This is a genomic window from Pseudomonas sp. R4-34-07, assembly GCF_003852375.1.
GTDB lineage: Bacteria > Pseudomonadota > Gammaproteobacteria > Pseudomonadales > Pseudomonadaceae > Aquipseudomonas.
This window is the reverse complement of the sequence record NZ_CP027760.1, coordinates 3,348,973-3,364,818: the sequence shown is the minus strand read 5'-3', so window position 1 is coordinate 3,364,818 and position 15,846 is coordinate 3,348,973. Positions and strand designations below refer to the sequence as shown.

Genomic DNA, 15,846 nt, shown 5'->3' with positions numbered 1-15,846 from the left:
GGCGACTGGACAATGGCAGGCAGGGCAAGGCGCGCAGTGCGAAGCTGGGGTTGATCAACTGGCCGGGCACCTTGCTCGGTGGCAGGCCGCAGCGCCATGAGGATCTGCGCTGGCAGGTGCGCAACCGTTCGGCCCATGAGCTGTGGCTGGTGATTGTCGACGCCTCGGCCTCCACCCGACGGCATCGGGCGTTGAGCGATGCCAAGGGCCTGTTGGCGCAGCTGTTCGATGACGCCTACCGGCAACGGGCGCGCCTGGCGTTGTTGACCGCCAGCGGGCAGTCGCCGCAGTGGCAGGTGCAGGGTTTGAAGGCCTCGAAAGGCTTGGCGGATTGGCTGGAACAGCTAGGCGCTGGTGGCGGTACGCCGTTGCTGGCAGCCTTGAGCGAGGCGGCCCATTGGTTGGTGGCGCGGCGTAAGCGTTACCCGGCGGAGCAGCAGCGGGTGCTGGTGATGACGGATGGGCGGCTCAAGGCGATCGATGGGTTGGCGCAGTTGGCGTGTCCGGGGTTACTGGTGGACATCGAGCGCGGGCCGATCAGGCTGGGGCGGGCGCAGGAGCTGGCTGCCGGGTTGCAGCTGGAGTATCGGCATATCGACCAGTTATAGCGCCTGAGCCAATGCATTCGGGAGCAAGCCCCCTCCCACATTTGGAATGCATTCCCCTGTGGGAGGGGGCTTGCTCCCGATAGCGGTCGCCAGTACAGCACAGATTTATCAGCCAGCCCCCGGCACATTCGGCCAAAGATCCGCCACTAGAAACAGCCGCTCGGCTTCCTCCCAGTCCTCATCCTTCTGCACCAACCGCACCAGTAACTGTGCGGGCGCCATCGGGTCCAGGTCTGCCAGCCAGCCCTGCATCTGTTCCTCGCTCCACACCTCGCTTGCCGGGTAATGCGCCGGCGCCAGCCAGGCATGCCGAGGCAAGGGTTGCCAGCGGCCTGCCGCGCTCGCGCTGACAAAGTCCGGCCAATCCCGCTGATGCAACCACCGCCCACGCAAGTGCTGCGGATGGGCGCCATGGGGTGATTCGGCCTGGCCCGGCCACGGATACAGCAGATATCCACCCAGCCACAAGTGCGCATCGAACTGCTGGATATCCAGCGCCGCCAGGGCTTCGCGGCTCTCCGGGCGTGCTGAGATCGGTAATTGATGCTGGGCCAGGTGCGCCAGTTTGCGGTCGAGTCGGTCATGGCAGCCCGGCCCCAGCCACTGCGCCGTGTCGCGGCCGTTGCCAGCCTGCGGGCCCAGATACAGCTTGATCGCCAGTTCCAAGTGATGCACGCCATCGCGGTCGCGCAGCAGCATGTCCAGCTCGCCCAGGGTGTGCCCGGCGCGGCGGATCGGCAGGTTGGCCGCCAGCAGCTCCACGCCCGGCGCATGTTGCACGGCAAACTGCCACAGGCGCTCGTAATAAAGGCCCAGGCGGCGGGTGCGCGCCAGGCTCAGCCAACGCTGTAGCGCGCTGTTGTCCTGATCGAGCGCACGCAACCAGGCTTCGAGCAACTGCGGCGCCTGTACCCAGTCACTGCCAGCCAGCGGATGGCGCTGCGGCCAAGGCGTGTGTGCGAGCATCGGTGGCGCCAGCATCACCCACGCCAGGTCGCGCACTTCGGGGTGTCGCAGTTGGCGGGGCAGGGCGTGCAAGTCGGGGAACAGAGTCATGGTGCGAGCATAGCCTCTTAAGTTGCGTGCAGGTGCCTGAGAACCGCCTGGGAACCGCCTGAGAACCATTGTCATCAAGGCGCGGCGGCGACAAAGGATTTTGCCTGAGCCGGCCTTTCGCCCATAATCCTTTCTTTTTGCCGCACCCTATGCCCGCAGGAGCCCCATGGAGCAATTTCGCAATATCGGCATTATCGGTCGCCTGGGCAGTACCCAGGTGCTGGACACCGTCCGCCGGCTGAAAAAATTCCTGCTGGAACGCCACCTGCATGTGATCCTCGAAGACACCATCGGCGAAATCCTGCCGGGACACGGCCTGCAGACTTCCTCGCGCAAGATGCTCGGCGAAGTGTGCGACATGGTCATCGTGGTCGGCGGCGACGGCAGCCTGCTCGGCGCAGCCCGGGCGCTGGCGCGGCATAACGTGCCGGTGCTGGGGATCAACCGTGGCAGCCTGGGGTTTCTCACCGATATCCGTCCGGATGAGCTGGAAGTCGAAGTGGCCAAGGTGCTCGACGGCCATTACCTGGTGGAAAACCGCTTCCTGCTGCAGGCCGAAGTACGCCGCCACGGCGAAGCCATCGGCCAGGGCGATGCCCTCAATGACGTGGTGCTGCACCCCGGCAAATCCACGCGAATGATCGAGTTCGAGCTGTACATCGACGGCCAGTTCGTGTGCAGCCAGAAGGCCGACGGCCTGATCGTCGCCACGCCGACCGGCTCGACCGCGTACGCGCTGTCGGCCGGCGGCCCGATCATGCACCCCAAGCTCGATGCCATTGTGATCGTGCCGATGTACCCCCATATGTTGTCGAGTCGGCCGATTGTGGTCGATGGCAACAGTGAGCTGAAGATCGTGGTGTCCAAAGATATGCAAATCTACCCACAAGTGTCCTGCGACGGGCAGAACCATTTCACCTGCGCTCCCGGCGACACCATCACCGTGAGCAAGAAGGCACAGAAGTTGCGCTTGATCCACCCGCTGGACCACAACTACTACGAAGTGTGCCGCACCAAGCTGGGCTGGGGCAGCCGCTTGGGGGGTGGAGGCGACTGATGCTCGATCCCGCGCGTAGCTACGACCTGATTGGTGACGTGCACGGTTGCGCCCACACGCTGGAGCACTTGCTCGACCAGATGGGTTACCACAAGCAGGGCGGCACCTGGCGCCACCCGTCGCGCATGGCGGTGTTTCTCGGCGATATCATCGACCGCGGCCCGCGCATCCGCGAAGCGCTGCATATCGTCCACGACATGACCGAGGCCGGCCAGGCGCTGTGCATCATGGGCAACCATGAGTTCAATGCGCTGGGTTGGACCACGCCGGCACCGCCGGGCAGTGGCAAGCAGTTCGTGCGCGAGCACACCCCGCGCCATGGGCGGCTGATCCAGGAAACCCTGACCCAGTTCGAGCAGCACCCGGCCGACTGGCACGACTTCCTCGGCTGGTTCTACGACATGCCGCTGTTTGTCGACGCCGGGCGTTTCCGGGTGGTGCATGCGTGCTGGGATGAGGGGTTCATCCAGCCGCTGCGCGCCACGTTCCCGGATGGCTGTATCGACCAGCATTTCCTGCAGGCCGCCGCCGTGCCTGGCAGTTTCGCCTGCAACGCGTTCGATCGCCTGTTGCGCGGCACCGACATGCGCTTGCCCCACGGGCTCACCCTGACCGGTGGCGATGGCCTGACGCGCTCGTTCTTTCGTACCAAATTCTGGGAAGACGACCCGAAGACCTACGGCGACATCGTGTTCCAGCCCGATGCCTTGCCCGAGCCGGTGGCGCGCACGCCATTGTCCTCCACTGAAAAAAATTCCCTGCTGCGCTATGGCGTCGACGAGCCGCTGTTGTTCGTCGGCCATTACTGGCGCAGCGGCAAACCGGCACCGATCCGCCCGAACCTGGCCTGCCTGGACTACAGCGCGGTGCTGTACGGCAAGCTGGTGGCGTATCGCCTGGACCAGGAAACCCAACTGGATCCGCATAAATTCGTCTGGGTCGACGTTGAGCGACCTGAGGTTAGTCAATGAGTACCGTGGCTGTATTGCGCCTGCCCCTGAGCGTCGACCTGGGCGGTTTCGTCAAGTTGCTGCAACGCATGCAGGTGCCTCATCGCGTCAGCGAGGAAGCCGGCGAACAAGTGCTGTGGGTGCCCGAGAGCATCAGCGACGATGTGCGCGTGTTGTACCAACGCTTTCCCGCCGGTGACCCGGACCAGCAACTGGACATTCCCGAACAGGCGCCCGTGGCGCGGCCAGGGTTTGTCCAGCAGGTACGCCATAGCCCGGTCACGGCGCTGGTGCTGTTGGCCAGCCTCATCGTCGGCGCGGTGACGCTGCTCGGCGAAAACCTGCAAACCATGGCCTGGCTGACCTTCCTGCCGTTCCGGGTGCTGGGCGAATACATCCAGTTCACGCCGCTGGCCGACAGCCTGGCGTCCGGGCAGTGGTGGCGGTTGGTCACGCCAATGCTGATTCACTTCGGCATTCTGCACCTGGCCATGAATGGCATGTGGTACTGGGAGCTGGGCCGGCGCATCGAAGCGCGCCAGGGCAGCATCAACCTGCTGGGCCTGACCCTGTTGTTCAGCCTGGTCTCCAATTACGCGCAGTATGCGTACGGCGGCCCGGGCCTGTTTGGCGGTTTGTCCGGCGTGTTGTATGGCCTGCTCGGGCATTGCTGGATCTTTCAACTACTCTCGCCCAACCCGGCATATCGCCTGCCCCGTGGGGTGCTGGCGATGATGCTGGTGTGGCTGGTGCTCTGCCTGTCGGGGCTGGTCTCGATGATCGGTTTCGGCGAAATCGCCAACGCGGCCCATGTGGGCGGCTTGGTTATCGGTTGCCTGACCGGTTTGCTGGGCGGGCTGTACAACCGTCGCAAATCGTCTATTTGATAAGGAAGAGCCTTATGTCCTCTTTTGCTGAAATGATCGAAAACATCACCCCGGACATCTACGAGAGCCTCAAGCTCGCCGTGGAAATCGGCAAATGGTCCGACGGCCGCAAGCTCACCGCCGAACAGCGCGAGCTGTCGCTGCAAGCGGTGATTGCCTGGGAACTGCAGAACCTGCCCGAAGACCAGCGCACCGGTTACATGGGCCCGCAGGAATGCGCGTCGAAATCGGCACCGGTGCCGAACATCCTGTTCAAGTCGGATGCGATCCATTGATTGAAATCGGTCGCGGTGCAGTCAGCAAAATGTCGGCGAAACTCGGTGAGCCGACCGTTCAATACGCGTTTCGTCTTGGCGACACCGAGGTTGCGGTCAACCCGTTGATCGGCACCCATATTCGCCTGGAATACCTGGGTGCCATTCATTGCAGCCATTGCGGGCGCAAGACCAAAAACAGCTTCAGCCAGGGTTATTGCTACCCATGCATGACCAAGCTGGCCCAGTGTGACCTGTGCATCATGAGTCCCGAGCGCTGCCATTACGACGCTGGCACCTGCCGCGATCCGGGCTGGGGTGAAACCTTTTGCATGACCGACCACATGGTGTACCTGGCCAACTCGTCGGGGATCAAGGTCGGCATCACCCGCGCTACGCAGTTGCCGACCCGCTGGCTCGACCAGGGCGCCAGCCAGGCGCTGCCGATCATGCGCGTGGCCACCCGCCAGCAATCGGGTTTTGTCGAAGACCTGTTTCGTAGCCAGGTGGCCGACAAAACCAACTGGCGCGCGCTGCTCAAGGGCGACGCGCAGTCGGTCAACCTCAAGCAGGTACGCGATGAGTTGTTCGCCTCCTGCGCCGAAGGCTTGCTGGGGTTGCAGGAACGCTTTGGCCTGCAGGCCATCCAAACCATTGCCGACATCGAACCGATCGAGATCCGTTACCCGGTGCAGCAGTACCCGGCCAAGATCGTCAGCTTCAACCTGGACAAGAATCCGATTGCCGAAGGCACGCTGCTGGGGATCAAGGGCCAATACCTGATCTTCGATACCGGCGTGATCAATATTCGTAAATACACGGCCTACCAGCTCGCCGTGCATCAGTAGAAGGATGCCACCCATGCGCACCGAACAACCGAAGATGATTTACCTGAAGGACTATCAGGCGCCGGACTACCTGATCGACGAGACGCACCTGACCTTCGAGTTGTTCGAGGACCACAGCCTGGTCCACGCGCAGCTGGTGATGCGCCGCAACCCCGAGCGCGGCGCCGGGCTGCCGCCGTTGGTGCTGGACGGCCAGCAACTGGAGCTGCTGAGCGTGAACCTCGCCGATCAAGCGCTGACGGCTGCTGACTACCAGTTGACCGACAGCCACCTGACGCTGCAGCCACAGAGCGAAACCTTCACCCTCGACACCACGGTCAAGATTCATCCGGAAACCAACACCGCCCTCGAAGGCCTGTACAAATCCGGTGGCATGTTCTGCACCCAGTGCGAGGCCGAAGGCTTTCGCAAGATCACCTACTACCTCGACCGTCCGGACGTGATGAGCGTATTCACCACCACGGTGATCGCCGAGCAGCATCGCTACCCGGTGCTGCTGTCCAACGGCAACCCGATTGCCAGCGGCCCCGGCGAAGACGGGCGGCACTGGGCAACCTGGGAAGACCCGTTCAAGAAGCCGGCCTATCTGTTTGCCCTGGTGGCCGGTGACCTGTGGTGTGTCGAAGACAGCTTCACCACCATGACCCAGCGCGAAGTCGCGCTGCGCATCTATGTCGAGCCGGAAAACATCGACAAGTGCCAGCACGCCATGACCAGCCTGAAGAAATCCATGCGCTGGGATGAACAGACCTACGGCCGCGAGTACGACCTCGACATCTTCATGATCGTGGCGGTCAACGACTTCAACATGGGCGCCATGGAGAACAAGGGCCTCAATATCTTCAACTCCAGCGCCGTGCTGGCCCGCGCCGAAACCGCTACCGATGCGGCCCACCAGCGTGTCGAAGCCATCGTCGCCCACGAATACTTCCATAACTGGTCGGGCAACCGCGTGACCTGCCGCGACTGGTTCCAGCTGTCGCTCAAGGAAGGCTTTACCGTGTTCCGTGACTCGGGCTTTTCCGCCGACATGAACTCGGCCACGGTCAAGCGCATCCAGGATGTGGCGTACCTGCGTACCCACCAGTTTGCCGAAGACGCCGGCCCCATGGCCCACGCGGTGCGCCCGGACAGCTTTATCGAAATCTCCAATTTCTACACCCTGACGGTGTACGAAAAGGGTTCGGAAGTCGTCGGTATGCTCCACACCTTGCTCGGCGCCGAAGGCTTTCGCAAAGGCAGCGACCTGTATTTCGAGCGCCACGACGGCCAGGCCGTGACCTGCGATGACTTCATCAAGGCCATGGAAGACGCCAACGGCGTCGACCTCAGCCAGTTCAAGCGCTGGTACAGCCAGGCCGGCACGCCACGCCTGGCGGTGAGCGAGTCCTTCGATGCGGCGGCCAAGACCTACAGCCTGACCTTCCGCCAGAGCTGCCCGCCAACCCCGGACAAGGTGGAAAAACTGCCGTTCGTGATCCCGGTTGAGCTGGGTCTGCTGGACGGCAACGGCGCCGCTATCGCCTTGCGTCTGGACGGTGAAGCCACGGCCGGCGCTACCTCCCGCGTGATCTCGGTGACCGAAGCCGAGCAGACTTTCACCTTTGTTGACGTCGCGCAAAAACCGTTGCCTTCACTGCTGCGTGGCTTCTCGGCACCGGTGAAACTGAGCTTCCCGTATGACCGCGACCAACTGATGTTCCTGATGCAGCACGACAGCGACGGTTTCAACCGCTGGGACGCCGGCCAGCAATTGTCGGTGCAGGTGCTGCAGGAACTGATCGGCCAGCATCAGGCGGGGCAGCCGCTGAAGCTCGATCAACGCCTGATCGACGCGTTGCGCACGGTATTGAGCGACGAACGCCTGGACCAGGCCATGGTCGCCGAGATGCTCTCGTTGCCGAGCGAAGCCTACCTGGCCGAAATCAGTGAAGTGGCGGATGTCGATGCGATCCACGCCGCCCGCGAATTTGCCCGCAAGCAACTGGCCGACAACCTGTTTGAAGGGCTGTGGCTGCGCTATCAGGCCAACCGTGACCTGTCCCGGAAAACGCCCTACCTGGCAGAAGCCGAGCACTTTGCCCGGCGCGCCCTGCAGAACATCGCGTTGTCCTATTTGATGCTCAGCGGCAAGCCTGAAGTGCTGGCGGCGACGCTGGATCAATTCGACACCAGCGACAACATGACCGAGCGCCTGACGGCCCTGGCCGTGTTGGTGAACTCACCATTCGAAGCGGAAAAAGCCCAGGCGCTGGCGGTGTTTGCCGAGAACTTCAAGGACAACCCGCTGGTCATGGACCAGTGGTTCAGCGTACAGGCCGGCAGCACCCTGCCGGGCGGCCTGGCGCGGGTCAAGGCATTGATGGAACATCCGGCGTTCACCATCAAGAATCCGAACAAAGTGCGCGCCCTGATTGGCGCCTTTGCCGGGCAGAACCTGATCAACTTCCACGCGGCGGATGGTTCGGGCTACCGCTTCCTGGCGGACCTGGTGATCCAGCTCAACACGCTGAACCCACAGATTGCTTCGCGCCAGTTGGCACCGCTGACGCGCTGGCGTAAATACGACGCCGCACGGCAAGCGCTGATGAAGGCGGAACTGGAGCGCATCCTGGGCGCGGGCGAGCTGTCCAGCGATGTGTTCGAGGTGGTCAGCAAGAGCCTTGCCTGACAATGTAGGAGGGGGCTTAGTCTGTAGGAGCGAGCTTGCTCGCGAAAAACTCACAGGCACCGCGTTCATTCAGAAAGCACGCGTTATCGTTGACGTTTTTCGCGAGCAAGCTCGCTCCTACAGGAAGCCAGGGCAAGCCCCCTACCACATTGATCGGAACGGGATGCAGCTTATTGGGCAAGCGGCGTCAGCACCTCGGCCTTGTCATCCAGCACCATCACCACCAGCAGCCTGGCAGGCTGGGTCTGGCTGGCGTTGCTCGATTCGAAGTGCCGTGAACCGGCGGGCTCGTAGAACGACTCGCCGGCCTTGTAGGTCACGGCTTTCTCATCGTTGACCCGTGAAGTGACTGCACCTTCCAGCACATAAGCCACGGCAGTGCCGGTGTGGCTGTGGGGCACGGTGGCCTGGCCGGGGGCGTAGTCCACGGTGAGCATGATGGTTTTCTTGCCGGGCACGTTGGTCAAGGCGTGCGCTTGCAGCACCTTGAGGGTTTCCTGGTTGTACACCGGTTCATGGGCGTACGCCGTGAGCGACGTGAGTATCGCGGCGGTGGCGAGCAGTCGTTTCATGATGGGATTCCACGAGGTTGGAGACCTGTTCACCCTACGCCCGGGGGCAGGATCGACCAATGACCAATCCGCCGGAAAACCCCCTAGCCAATCCGCAACAGGATGTCGCGCACCCTATCCAGCGCCGGGTCGATATCGAGGGTTTCGATGGCACCGAAGCCGAGAATCAGCCCCGCGCGTGGCGCAACGTCGTGGAAAAAACCATCCAGAGGGTACAAACCCACCTCCACCTCCCGCGCCAGCTGCATCAACAGCGGGATATCCATCGGCACCTTGCACAGTGCTGCCAGGTGGAACCCGGCTACCGTCGGCACCGCCTCGAACCAGGGCGACAGGTCGCCCGCCAGGCGCTGCAGGATCCGTTCGCGCCGCCCCGCATACACGTTGTGGCAGCGGCGAATATGTTTGAGCAGATAGCCTTCGCTGATGAACTTGGCCAGCGCCCATTGCGGCAGGGTAGAGCTGTGCTGGTCGGTCAATTGCTTGGCCTTGAGCACCGCGCCATGGATCGCCGGCGGCAGCACCGCGTAGCCCAGGCGCAACTCGGGTAGCAGGGTTTTCGAAAAGGTCCCGACGTAGGTCACCACGCCTCGCGTGTCCAGGCTTTGCAGGGAGTCGGTGGGGCGGCCCTGGTAGCGGAACTCACTGTCGTAGTCGTCTTCGATGATGATCGCGCCGAGTTCGATCGCGCGGTCCAGCAAGGCTTTGCGCCGCGCCAGGCTCATGGGCATGCCGAGGGGAAACTGGTGAGACGGCGTCACGTAGACGAGCCGCGTGCCCTCGGGGATCTGGTCGACCTGAATGCCCTGTGCATCGACCGGAACGCTGGCGACCTTCGCCCCCATCGCCACGAACAACTGGCGCGCCGGGCTGTAGCCAGGGTCTTCCATGGCGACGATGCTGCCTGGCTCGAGGACCACGCGGGCGATCAGGTCCAGCGCCTGCTGCGCGCCATTGGTGACCACGATGTCACTGGCGCGGCATTTCACCCCGCGTGAAAACGCGATATGCCCGGCGATGGCCTCGCGCAGTGCCGGCAAGCCCTCCGGTTGGCTATAGAAACCGCTGTTCTTGGCGATACGGCGTAACGCATCCTGGGTGCAGCGCCGCCATTCTTCCTGGGGGAACTGACTGCGCGTGGTTGCCCCGCCGATGAATTCGTAGCGCAGGATGTCGCCGCTGGCGGGGTGGTGCATAGGCGAGGGCAGTGCCGCCCATTTGCTCAGGTTGGCGGCGCAAGCCAGGTCGGTGGCGGTCTGTACACGGTCGGGCTGCGGGGCCCAGGCGTTGACGAAGGTGCCTCGGCCAATCCTGCCGACCAGCAGGCCTTCATACGTCAAGGTGGCGTAGGTATCCGAGACCGTTTTGCGCGATACGCCCAATTGCTCGGCGAGCAGCCGGCTGGGCGGCAATTGCGCGCCGGCTGCCAGCCGCCCGGTGGCGATGGCTTCGCGCAGTTGCTGGTAAAGCTGGGCCGCCAGGTCCTTGCGGCCATTGATGACGAGGTGCAGTTCCATGTTTCATCCTGGGGCAGATCGATCTGCGCCAAGGTTACGCGCAAATCGATCGGAAGAAACCCGGCGGCCTCAGGACAGGAAACCACCGTCCACATTCAACGACACACCGGTGGTGTAGCTCGACGCATCGCTGGCCAGGAACAGCACCGCGCCGGCCATTTCGCTGGGGTCGGCCACGCGCTTGAGCGGTATCTGCGCCAGGGCCATCTTCAGGATCGCGTCGTTCTTGACCAGCGCCGAGGCGAACTTGGTGTCGGTCAGGCCTGGCAGCAGCGCGTTGCAACGAATGCCGAATTCGGCGCATTCCTTGGCGAACACTTTGGTCATGTTGATCACGGCGGCCTTGGTCACCGAATAAATGCCCTGGAACACGCCAGGGGAAATGCCGTTGATCGAGGCGACGTTGATGATGCTGCCACCGCCGTTGTCACGCATCAGCTTGCCGGCTTCCACCGACATGAAGAAGTAGCCGCGGATGTTCACGTCGACGGTTTTCTGGAACGCGCCGAGGTCAGTGTCCAGCACGTTGCAGAACTGTGGGTTGGTCGCGGCGTTGTTGACCAGGATGTCCAGGCGGCCGAACTGTTCACGGATACCGGCGAACACCTGGGTGATCTGCTCCATTTCACCGATATGGCAGGCCACCGCAGTAGCCTTGCCGCCGTCGGCGATGATCGCGTCTGCAACGTGCTGGCAGCCTTCGAGTTTGCGGCTGGAGACAATCACATGGGCGCCTTGCTGGGCCAGCAGCTTGGCGATGGCCTCGCCGATGCCACGGCTGGCGCCGGAAACGAAAGCGATCTTGCCGTCGAGGTCGAACAGGTGGGTCTTGGACATGAAGGGTTCCTTGTGATTGTTATCAGAGGGCGGATTTGCCGATGACCGCCAGGCTCATCTGTTCCAGCAGCTTGTTCATGTGGATGAACTGGGCAAAACGTTTGTCCTGGGTCTGGCCATGGAAGAAACGGTAGTAGATCTGCTGCACGATGCCGGCCAGGCGGAACAGACCGTAGGTGTAGTAGAAGTCGAAATTGTCGATCTGGATGCCCGAGCGTTCGGCGTAGTAGTCGACGAACTGGCGGCGGGTGAGCATGCCAGGCGCATTGCTTGGCTGGCGACGCATCAACTGCACGGGCGCGGGGTCAGCGGCTTCGATCCAGTAGGCAAGGGTGTTGCCCAGGTCCATCAACGGGTCGCCGAGGGTGGTCAGCTCCCAGTCGAGCACGCCGATGATCTGCATCGGGTTGCGCGGGTCGAGAATCACATTGTCGAAGCGATAGTCGTTGTGCACGATGCTGGAGGTCGGGTGGTCGGCCGGCATTTTATCGTTGAGCCAGGCGCGCACGGCTTCCCAGCGCGGGGCATCGGGGGTCAGGGCTTTTTCGTAGCGCTCGCTCCAGCCGCGGATCTGGCGTTCCACGTAGCCTTGGGGCTTGCCCAGGTCGGCCAGGCCGCAGGCGGTGTAGTCGACCTGATGCAGTTCGACGAATTTGTCGATAAAGCTTTTGCACAACGCTTCGGTTCGGCTCGCGTCCAGGCCCAGTTCGGCCGGCAGGTCGGAGCGCAAAATAATCCCATTGACCCGTTCCATGACATAGAACTCGGCGCCGATCACCGTTTCATCGGTGCAGTGCACGTAGGCCTTGGGGCAATACGGAAAGCCATCCTTGAGCTGGTTGAGAATGCGGTATTCACGCCCCATGTCGTGGGCAGACTTGGCCTTGTGGCCGAATGGCGGGCGACGCAACACGAATTCCCGGTCCGGGTATTCCAGCAGATAGGTCAGGTTGGAGGCGCCGCCGGGAAACTGGCTGATCTTGAGCGTGCCGTGCAGGCCGGGAATATGGGCCTTGAGGTAGGGATCGATCAGGCCGGCATCAAGTTCTTCGCCGGGGCGAATCTGGGTCGATTGGTCGTTAAGCGCCATGCTTATCCCTTCTGCTTATTTTAAAGGCCTTGGACTATTGGCTAATCTAATGCGCGTCACCGCCCAGCGACAAGGTCGGGGCGGCTTAATAGGTTAGCGTGTTGGGGAATGATCAGCGGGCCTGATCCACGCAAATCACCAGGGCGGCACGGCCCCGGCGCGGGTATTCGCTACGGGTTGCGCGACGGGAGTGTCACGGGGGTCAGTACAGGGCGACCGGCAAAGTATTCCACCAGATTGTCGGCGACCCGTTGCACGGTGTCGTGGGTGGCTTCGGGCGACAGGCCGGCTACATGGGAGGTCAGCACGGTATTGTTCAGGCGCTTGAGCGCATCGGGCACCTTGGGTTCGTCGTCGAAGACGTCCAGCGCGGCGCCGCCGATACGTCGCTGTTCCAGCGCAGCCACCAGGTCGGCGGTGACCACCACGCTGCCACGACCGATATTGACCAGATAACCGTTCGGCCCCAGGGCGTCGAGGGCGTGGCGATCGATCAGGTGGCGAGTGCTGGCGCCACCGGGCGTGGCCAGGATCAGGAAATCCGAAGTGCGTGCCAATTCCACGGCGGTTGAGCAGTAGGTGTAATCCACGTCATCGCGGGGTTGGCGGTTGTGGTAGCTCACCTCCATGCCAAACCCCAGGGACGCGCGCTTGGCGATCTCCAGGCCTACGGCGCCCAGCCCGAGAATCCCCAGTTGCTTGCCGCCCAGGGAAGGGCGCATCACCTTTGGCCATTCACTGCGGCGCACGGCGGCGTCAGTCTGGGGGATACCGCGCACCAGCGACAGCAGCAAGGCCATGGCATGGTCGGCCACCGACGGCGCATTCACCCCGGCGCCGTTAGTCACCACAATCCCACGGTTGGCGGCGGCCTGCAGGTCTACATGTTCGTAGCCGGCACCGATCACGCAGATAATCTCCAGCAGCGGCAGCGCGGCGATTTCCTCGGCATACAGCCCAAGCGGGCCACGGGTGAGCACAGCCTTGATCTGCCCGCCATGGACCTTGATCGCCTGGGCTCGTTCGACAGGCGTCGGTGCCAGGATCACATGGAAATCATTGCTCTCGATGATTTGCAGGTATTCGTTGATGGTCTCAACCAGGACCAGAACAGTGGTAGTCATGCAAGGTTCTTCCTGAAGTGCTTGAGCGCATGAGTATGCGGGATTTGTAAGACGGAACGTAGGTTGCTGTAGGAGCTGGCGCTCCTACGGTAGTTTCAAAAGCCAATCTCGGCGGCTTGCATGCGCTTCACAAACGCTCCGGCCAACGTCTCATTGTGGTGATCAATGATCGCCTTGGCCGTCAACGCCGGGGTATCCATGCACGTATGGGCGTCCTCCGGCAACATCACCGAGAAGCCCAGCTCTACCGCCACTCTGCAGGTGGCGTCGACACAGAACTGGGTTTTCATGCCCACAATTACCAGTTCATCGACCTGCGCTTGCTTCAATTGTTGCGCCAGATCGGTGCCCAGGAAACAGCTCGGGCGGGTCTTGTCGAACAGGTAATCGCGGGATTCGTCGACCTCCAGGCCGCTCCACAGCTGCCACAGCGGGCTGCCCGCTGCGATGGGCGAATCGGCGGGCCCGGTATGACGTGCGACGAAGATGGGGGCGCCGGCCGTGCGGGCGCGCCGGATCAGCTGGTTGATGGTGTGCAGCACCCGTTCACGCTCGAAGGGTTTGTGCGGTCCGTCGTACAGGCCAGTTTGCATGTCGATAATCAAAAGGGCGGCTGCCATGGTGTTGCTCCTGGTGAGTGCCGGATGGCGGAGCAATAAAAAGGCCCCGTCCATCGCTGGCGGGGCCTTTGGGTGCTTCAGGGTGTCGTTAGATGAACCCCCCACAGCAACCGCACGGCCCGCCATAAGCGGTCGTGGTGGTGGTGCGGGTGAGGCGCATCTGAATAAGGCTCATGCCCGGATCATGCTGGGACGGGTGCGAGGCTGTCAACGCGCAGACGGTTTTTTCTGAAGCCATCAACGACCTGCGGGGGCTGCACCACCGAACCATTCCTCAGCTAAGTCTTTGCTTATTCGAGAGAATCCCGGACAATCGCGTCCCTGTTGAGGTCGGGGCGCTGCCTGTCAGGTTTTTCTGACTCGTCCCGGCCGTGTGAATGCGGAGATCCGACCGGATGAATGATCAGGCCAATAGCGTCGACGAACGCTATGCAACGACACCTGCAATGCTCACAAGCTGGAGCCGCCAGGACACCACCTGGATGCTTGGGCTGTTCGGCACCGCCATCGGCGCCGGTACTTTGTTCTTGCCGATCAACGCGGGCCTGGGGGGCTTCTGGCCGCTGGTGATCCTGGCGCTGCTGGCCTTTCCAATGACGTTCTTTGCCCACCGTGGGCTGACCCGTTTCGTACTCTCCGGCCGGGAAGGTTCCGACATTACCGATGTGGTCGAAGAGCATTTCGGCATTAAAGCCGGCGCGTTGATCACCTTGCTGTACTTCTTTGCAATCTTCCCGATCCTGCTGATCTATAGCGTGGCCCTGACCAACACCGTCAGCAGCTTCATGGAACACCAACTGCACATCATGCCGCCGCCTCGGGCAGTCCTGGCGTTTGTGCTGATCCTGGGCTTGCTGGCGGTGGTGCGTTGCGGCGAAAAGGTGATCGTCAAGGCCATGAGCCTGATGGTGTATCCGTTTATCGTTGCCTTGCTGTTCCTTGCCGTGTACCTGGTGCCGCATTGGACGGGCGGCATCCTGAGTACCGCCCGTGAGATTCCGGCGCCGTCGGCCTTGCTCAACACCTTGTGGCTGGCGATTCCGGTAATGGTGTTCTCGTTCAACCACTCGCCGATCATCTCGGCCTTCGCGGTGGACCAGAAACGTCAGTATGGGGCACACGCCGACGAGCGCAGCTCGCAGATCCTGTCCCGCGCGCACCTGTTGATGGTGGTGATGGTGCTGTTCTTCGTGTTCAGCTGCGTACTGACCCTGTCACCGGCGCAGTTGGCCGAGGCGAAAGCGCAGAACCTGTCGATCCTGTCGTACCTGGCCAACCACTTTGACAACCCGACCATCGAGTTCGCCGCGCCGTTGATTGCATTCGTGGCAATTGCCAAGTCGTTCCTGGGCCACTACATCGGTGCCAGCGAGGGCCTCAAGGGCCTGGTGCTGAAGACCGGCCGCCGTCCGGCAGCCAAGTCCCTGGACCGCATGACGGCCGCCTTCATGCTGGTGGTGTGCTGGATTGTCGCCACGCTTAACCCGAGCATCCTCCGCATGATCGAGACCCTGGGCGGGCCGGTGATTGCATCGATCCTGTTCCTGATGCCGATGTACGCCATCCGCAAAGTGCCGGCCATGGCCAAGTACCGGGGGCAAGCGTCGAATGTGTTTGTAACGGCGGTGGGGTTGGTGGCGATTACTGCGTTGGTGTATTCGCTGATGGCTTAAGGTCTGACGCAATCTCCAAGGCTGTCCCAGAACTAAATGTGGGAGGGGGCTTGCTCCCGATAGCGGTATGTCAGTCACCTAT

Annotated in this window: 15 protein-coding genes; 8 read left to right on the top strand and 7 right to left on the bottom strand. The window is 62.4% G+C overall.

The genetic code is table 11. The annotated features are described in order from the left end of the window. The first annotated feature begins 5 nt into the window (after positions 1 to 5). On the top strand, positions 6 to 608 hold the full coding sequence (locus C4J85_RS15440) for a VWA domain-containing protein (RefSeq protein WP_124411197.1): 603 nt from the start codon (positions 6 to 8) through the stop codon (positions 606 to 608). Between the two features lie 108 nt (positions 609 to 716). Here C4J85_RS15440 and C4J85_RS15435 read toward each other — a convergent pair whose 3' ends face one another. After that, positions 717 to 1,664: a DUF1853 family protein gene (locus tag C4J85_RS15435; RefSeq protein WP_124410117.1), complete on the bottom strand. Its 948-nt coding sequence runs from the start codon at positions 1,662 to 1,664 to the stop codon at positions 717 to 719. A gap of 166 nt (positions 1,665 to 1,830) precedes the next feature. On the opposite strand from C4J85_RS15435, the gene C4J85_RS15430 reads away from it, so the two are divergent. Genes C4J85_RS15430 through pepN form a run of 6 tightly spaced genes read left to right on the top strand, consistent with a single transcriptional unit; the run spans position 1,831 to position 8,331 of the window. Continuing rightward, positions 1,831 to 2,721: an NAD(+) kinase gene (locus C4J85_RS15430; RefSeq protein ID WP_057725186.1), complete on the top strand. Its 891-nt coding sequence runs from the start codon at positions 1,831 to 1,833 to the stop codon at positions 2,719 to 2,721. Further along, positions 2,721 to 3,692: a metallophosphoesterase gene (locus C4J85_RS15425; RefSeq protein WP_124367265.1), complete on the top strand. Its 972-nt coding sequence runs from the start codon at positions 2,721 to 2,723 to the stop codon at positions 3,690 to 3,692. The genes C4J85_RS15430 and C4J85_RS15425 overlap by 1 nt, the downstream gene beginning before the upstream one ends. Continuing rightward, a complete protein-coding gene (locus C4J85_RS15420) occupies positions 3,689 to 4,558 on the top strand; it encodes a rhomboid family intramembrane serine protease (protein ID WP_124370921.1) in 870 nt (289 codons plus the stop codon). The genes C4J85_RS15425 and C4J85_RS15420 overlap by 4 nt, the downstream gene beginning before the upstream one ends. 14 nt (positions 4,559 to 4,572) lie before the next feature. Beyond that, entirely contained in the window at positions 4,573 to 4,833 is a 261-nt protein-coding gene (locus C4J85_RS15415; RefSeq protein WP_124367263.1) for a YeaC family protein, read from the top strand. Then, on the top strand, positions 4,830 to 5,660 hold the full coding sequence (locus C4J85_RS15410) for a DUF2797 domain-containing protein (RefSeq protein ID WP_164487882.1): 831 nt from the start codon (positions 4,830 to 4,832) through the stop codon (positions 5,658 to 5,660). The genes C4J85_RS15415 and C4J85_RS15410 overlap by 4 nt, the downstream gene beginning before the upstream one ends. Positions 5,661 to 5,673: 13 nt before the next feature. Beyond that, entirely contained in the window at positions 5,674 to 8,331 is a 2,658-nt protein-coding gene (pepN, locus tag C4J85_RS15405) for an aminopeptidase N (RefSeq protein WP_124410115.1), read from the top strand. A gap of 170 nt (positions 8,332 to 8,501) precedes the next feature. Here the strand turns inward: pepN and C4J85_RS15400 are convergent, their stop codons facing one another. From C4J85_RS15400 to C4J85_RS15375, 6 genes are all read right to left on the bottom strand, one after another. After that, complete coding sequence (locus C4J85_RS15400; protein ID WP_124410114.1) at positions 8,502 to 8,903, bottom strand: cupin domain-containing protein; 402 nt, start codon at positions 8,901 to 8,903, stop codon at positions 8,502 to 8,504. A gap of 83 nt (positions 8,904 to 8,986) precedes the next feature. Further along, complete coding sequence (locus C4J85_RS15395) at positions 8,987 to 10,420, bottom strand: PLP-dependent aminotransferase family protein (RefSeq protein WP_124410113.1); 1,434 nt, start codon at positions 10,418 to 10,420, stop codon at positions 8,987 to 8,989. A 69-nt stretch (positions 10,421 to 10,489) separates the two neighbouring features. Then, the gene (locus C4J85_RS15390; RefSeq protein ID WP_124363102.1) at positions 10,490 to 11,257 is read right to left on the bottom strand and encodes an SDR family oxidoreductase; all 768 of its coding nucleotides are present in this window, start codon (positions 11,255 to 11,257) and stop codon (positions 10,490 to 10,492) included. Positions 11,258 to 11,279: 22 nt separating this feature from the next. Next, positions 11,280 to 12,347 carry a phosphotransferase family protein gene (locus C4J85_RS15385; protein WP_124410112.1) on the bottom strand — a complete coding sequence of 356 codons (1,068 nt, stop codon included), beginning with the start codon at positions 12,345 to 12,347 and terminating at the stop codon, positions 11,280 to 11,282. A 170-nt stretch (positions 12,348 to 12,517) separates the two neighbouring features. Next, positions 12,518 to 13,471, bottom strand: coding sequence for a 2-hydroxyacid dehydrogenase (locus C4J85_RS15380; protein WP_124367256.1), 954 nt, complete (start codon positions 13,469 to 13,471; stop codon positions 12,518 to 12,520). Positions 13,472 to 13,566: 95 nt separating this feature from the next. After that, positions 13,567 to 14,091, bottom strand: a complete 525-nt coding sequence (locus tag C4J85_RS15375; RefSeq protein WP_124410111.1) for a cysteine hydrolase family protein — start codon at positions 14,089 to 14,091, stop codon at positions 13,567 to 13,569. Positions 14,092 to 14,486: 395 nt separating this feature from the next. Between C4J85_RS15375 and C4J85_RS15370 the strand changes: the two genes are divergently transcribed. Continuing rightward, positions 14,487 to 15,764, top strand: coding sequence for a serine/threonine transporter (locus C4J85_RS15370; RefSeq protein WP_124370915.1), 1,278 nt, complete (start codon positions 14,487 to 14,489; stop codon positions 15,762 to 15,764). Positions 15,765 to 15,846: the final 82 nt, after the last annotated feature.

Coding starts and splice junctions, on each gene's coding strand:
- C4J85_RS15435 (WP_124410117.1), bottom strand. CDS start 1,664: ATGACTCTGTTCCCCGACTTGCACGCCCTGCCCCGCCAACTGCGACAC.
- C4J85_RS15430 (WP_057725186.1), top strand. CDS start 1,831: ATGGAGCAATTTCGCAATATCGGCATTATCGGTCGCCTGGGCAGTACC.
- C4J85_RS15425 (WP_124367265.1), top strand. CDS start 2,721: ATGCTCGATCCCGCGCGTAGCTACGACCTGATTGGTGACGTGCACGGT.
- C4J85_RS15420 (WP_124370921.1), top strand. CDS start 3,689: ATGAGTACCGTGGCTGTATTGCGCCTGCCCCTGAGCGTCGACCTGGGC.
- C4J85_RS15415 (WP_124367263.1), top strand. CDS start 4,573: ATGTCCTCTTTTGCTGAAATGATCGAAAACATCACCCCGGACATCTAC.
- pepN (WP_124410115.1), top strand. CDS start 5,674: ATGCGCACCGAACAACCGAAGATGATTTACCTGAAGGACTATCAGGCG.
- C4J85_RS15400 (WP_124410114.1), bottom strand. CDS start 8,903: ATGAAACGACTGCTCGCCACCGCCGCGATACTCACGTCGCTCACGGCG.
- C4J85_RS15395 (WP_124410113.1), bottom strand. CDS start 10,420: ATGGAACTGCACCTCGTCATCAATGGCCGCAAGGACCTGGCGGCCCAG.
- C4J85_RS15390 (WP_124363102.1), bottom strand. CDS start 11,257: ATGTCCAAGACCCACCTGTTCGACCTCGACGGCAAGATCGCTTTCGTT.
- C4J85_RS15385 (WP_124410112.1), bottom strand. CDS start 12,347: ATGGCGCTTAACGACCAATCGACCCAGATTCGCCCCGGCGAAGAACTT.
- C4J85_RS15380 (WP_124367256.1), bottom strand. CDS start 13,471: ATGACTACCACTGTTCTGGTCCTGGTTGAGACCATCAACGAATACCTG.
- C4J85_RS15375 (WP_124410111.1), bottom strand. CDS start 14,091: ATGGCAGCCGCCCTTTTGATTATCGACATGCAAACTGGCCTGTACGAC.
- C4J85_RS15370 (WP_124370915.1), top strand. CDS start 14,487: ATGAATGATCAGGCCAATAGCGTCGACGAACGCTATGCAACGACACCT.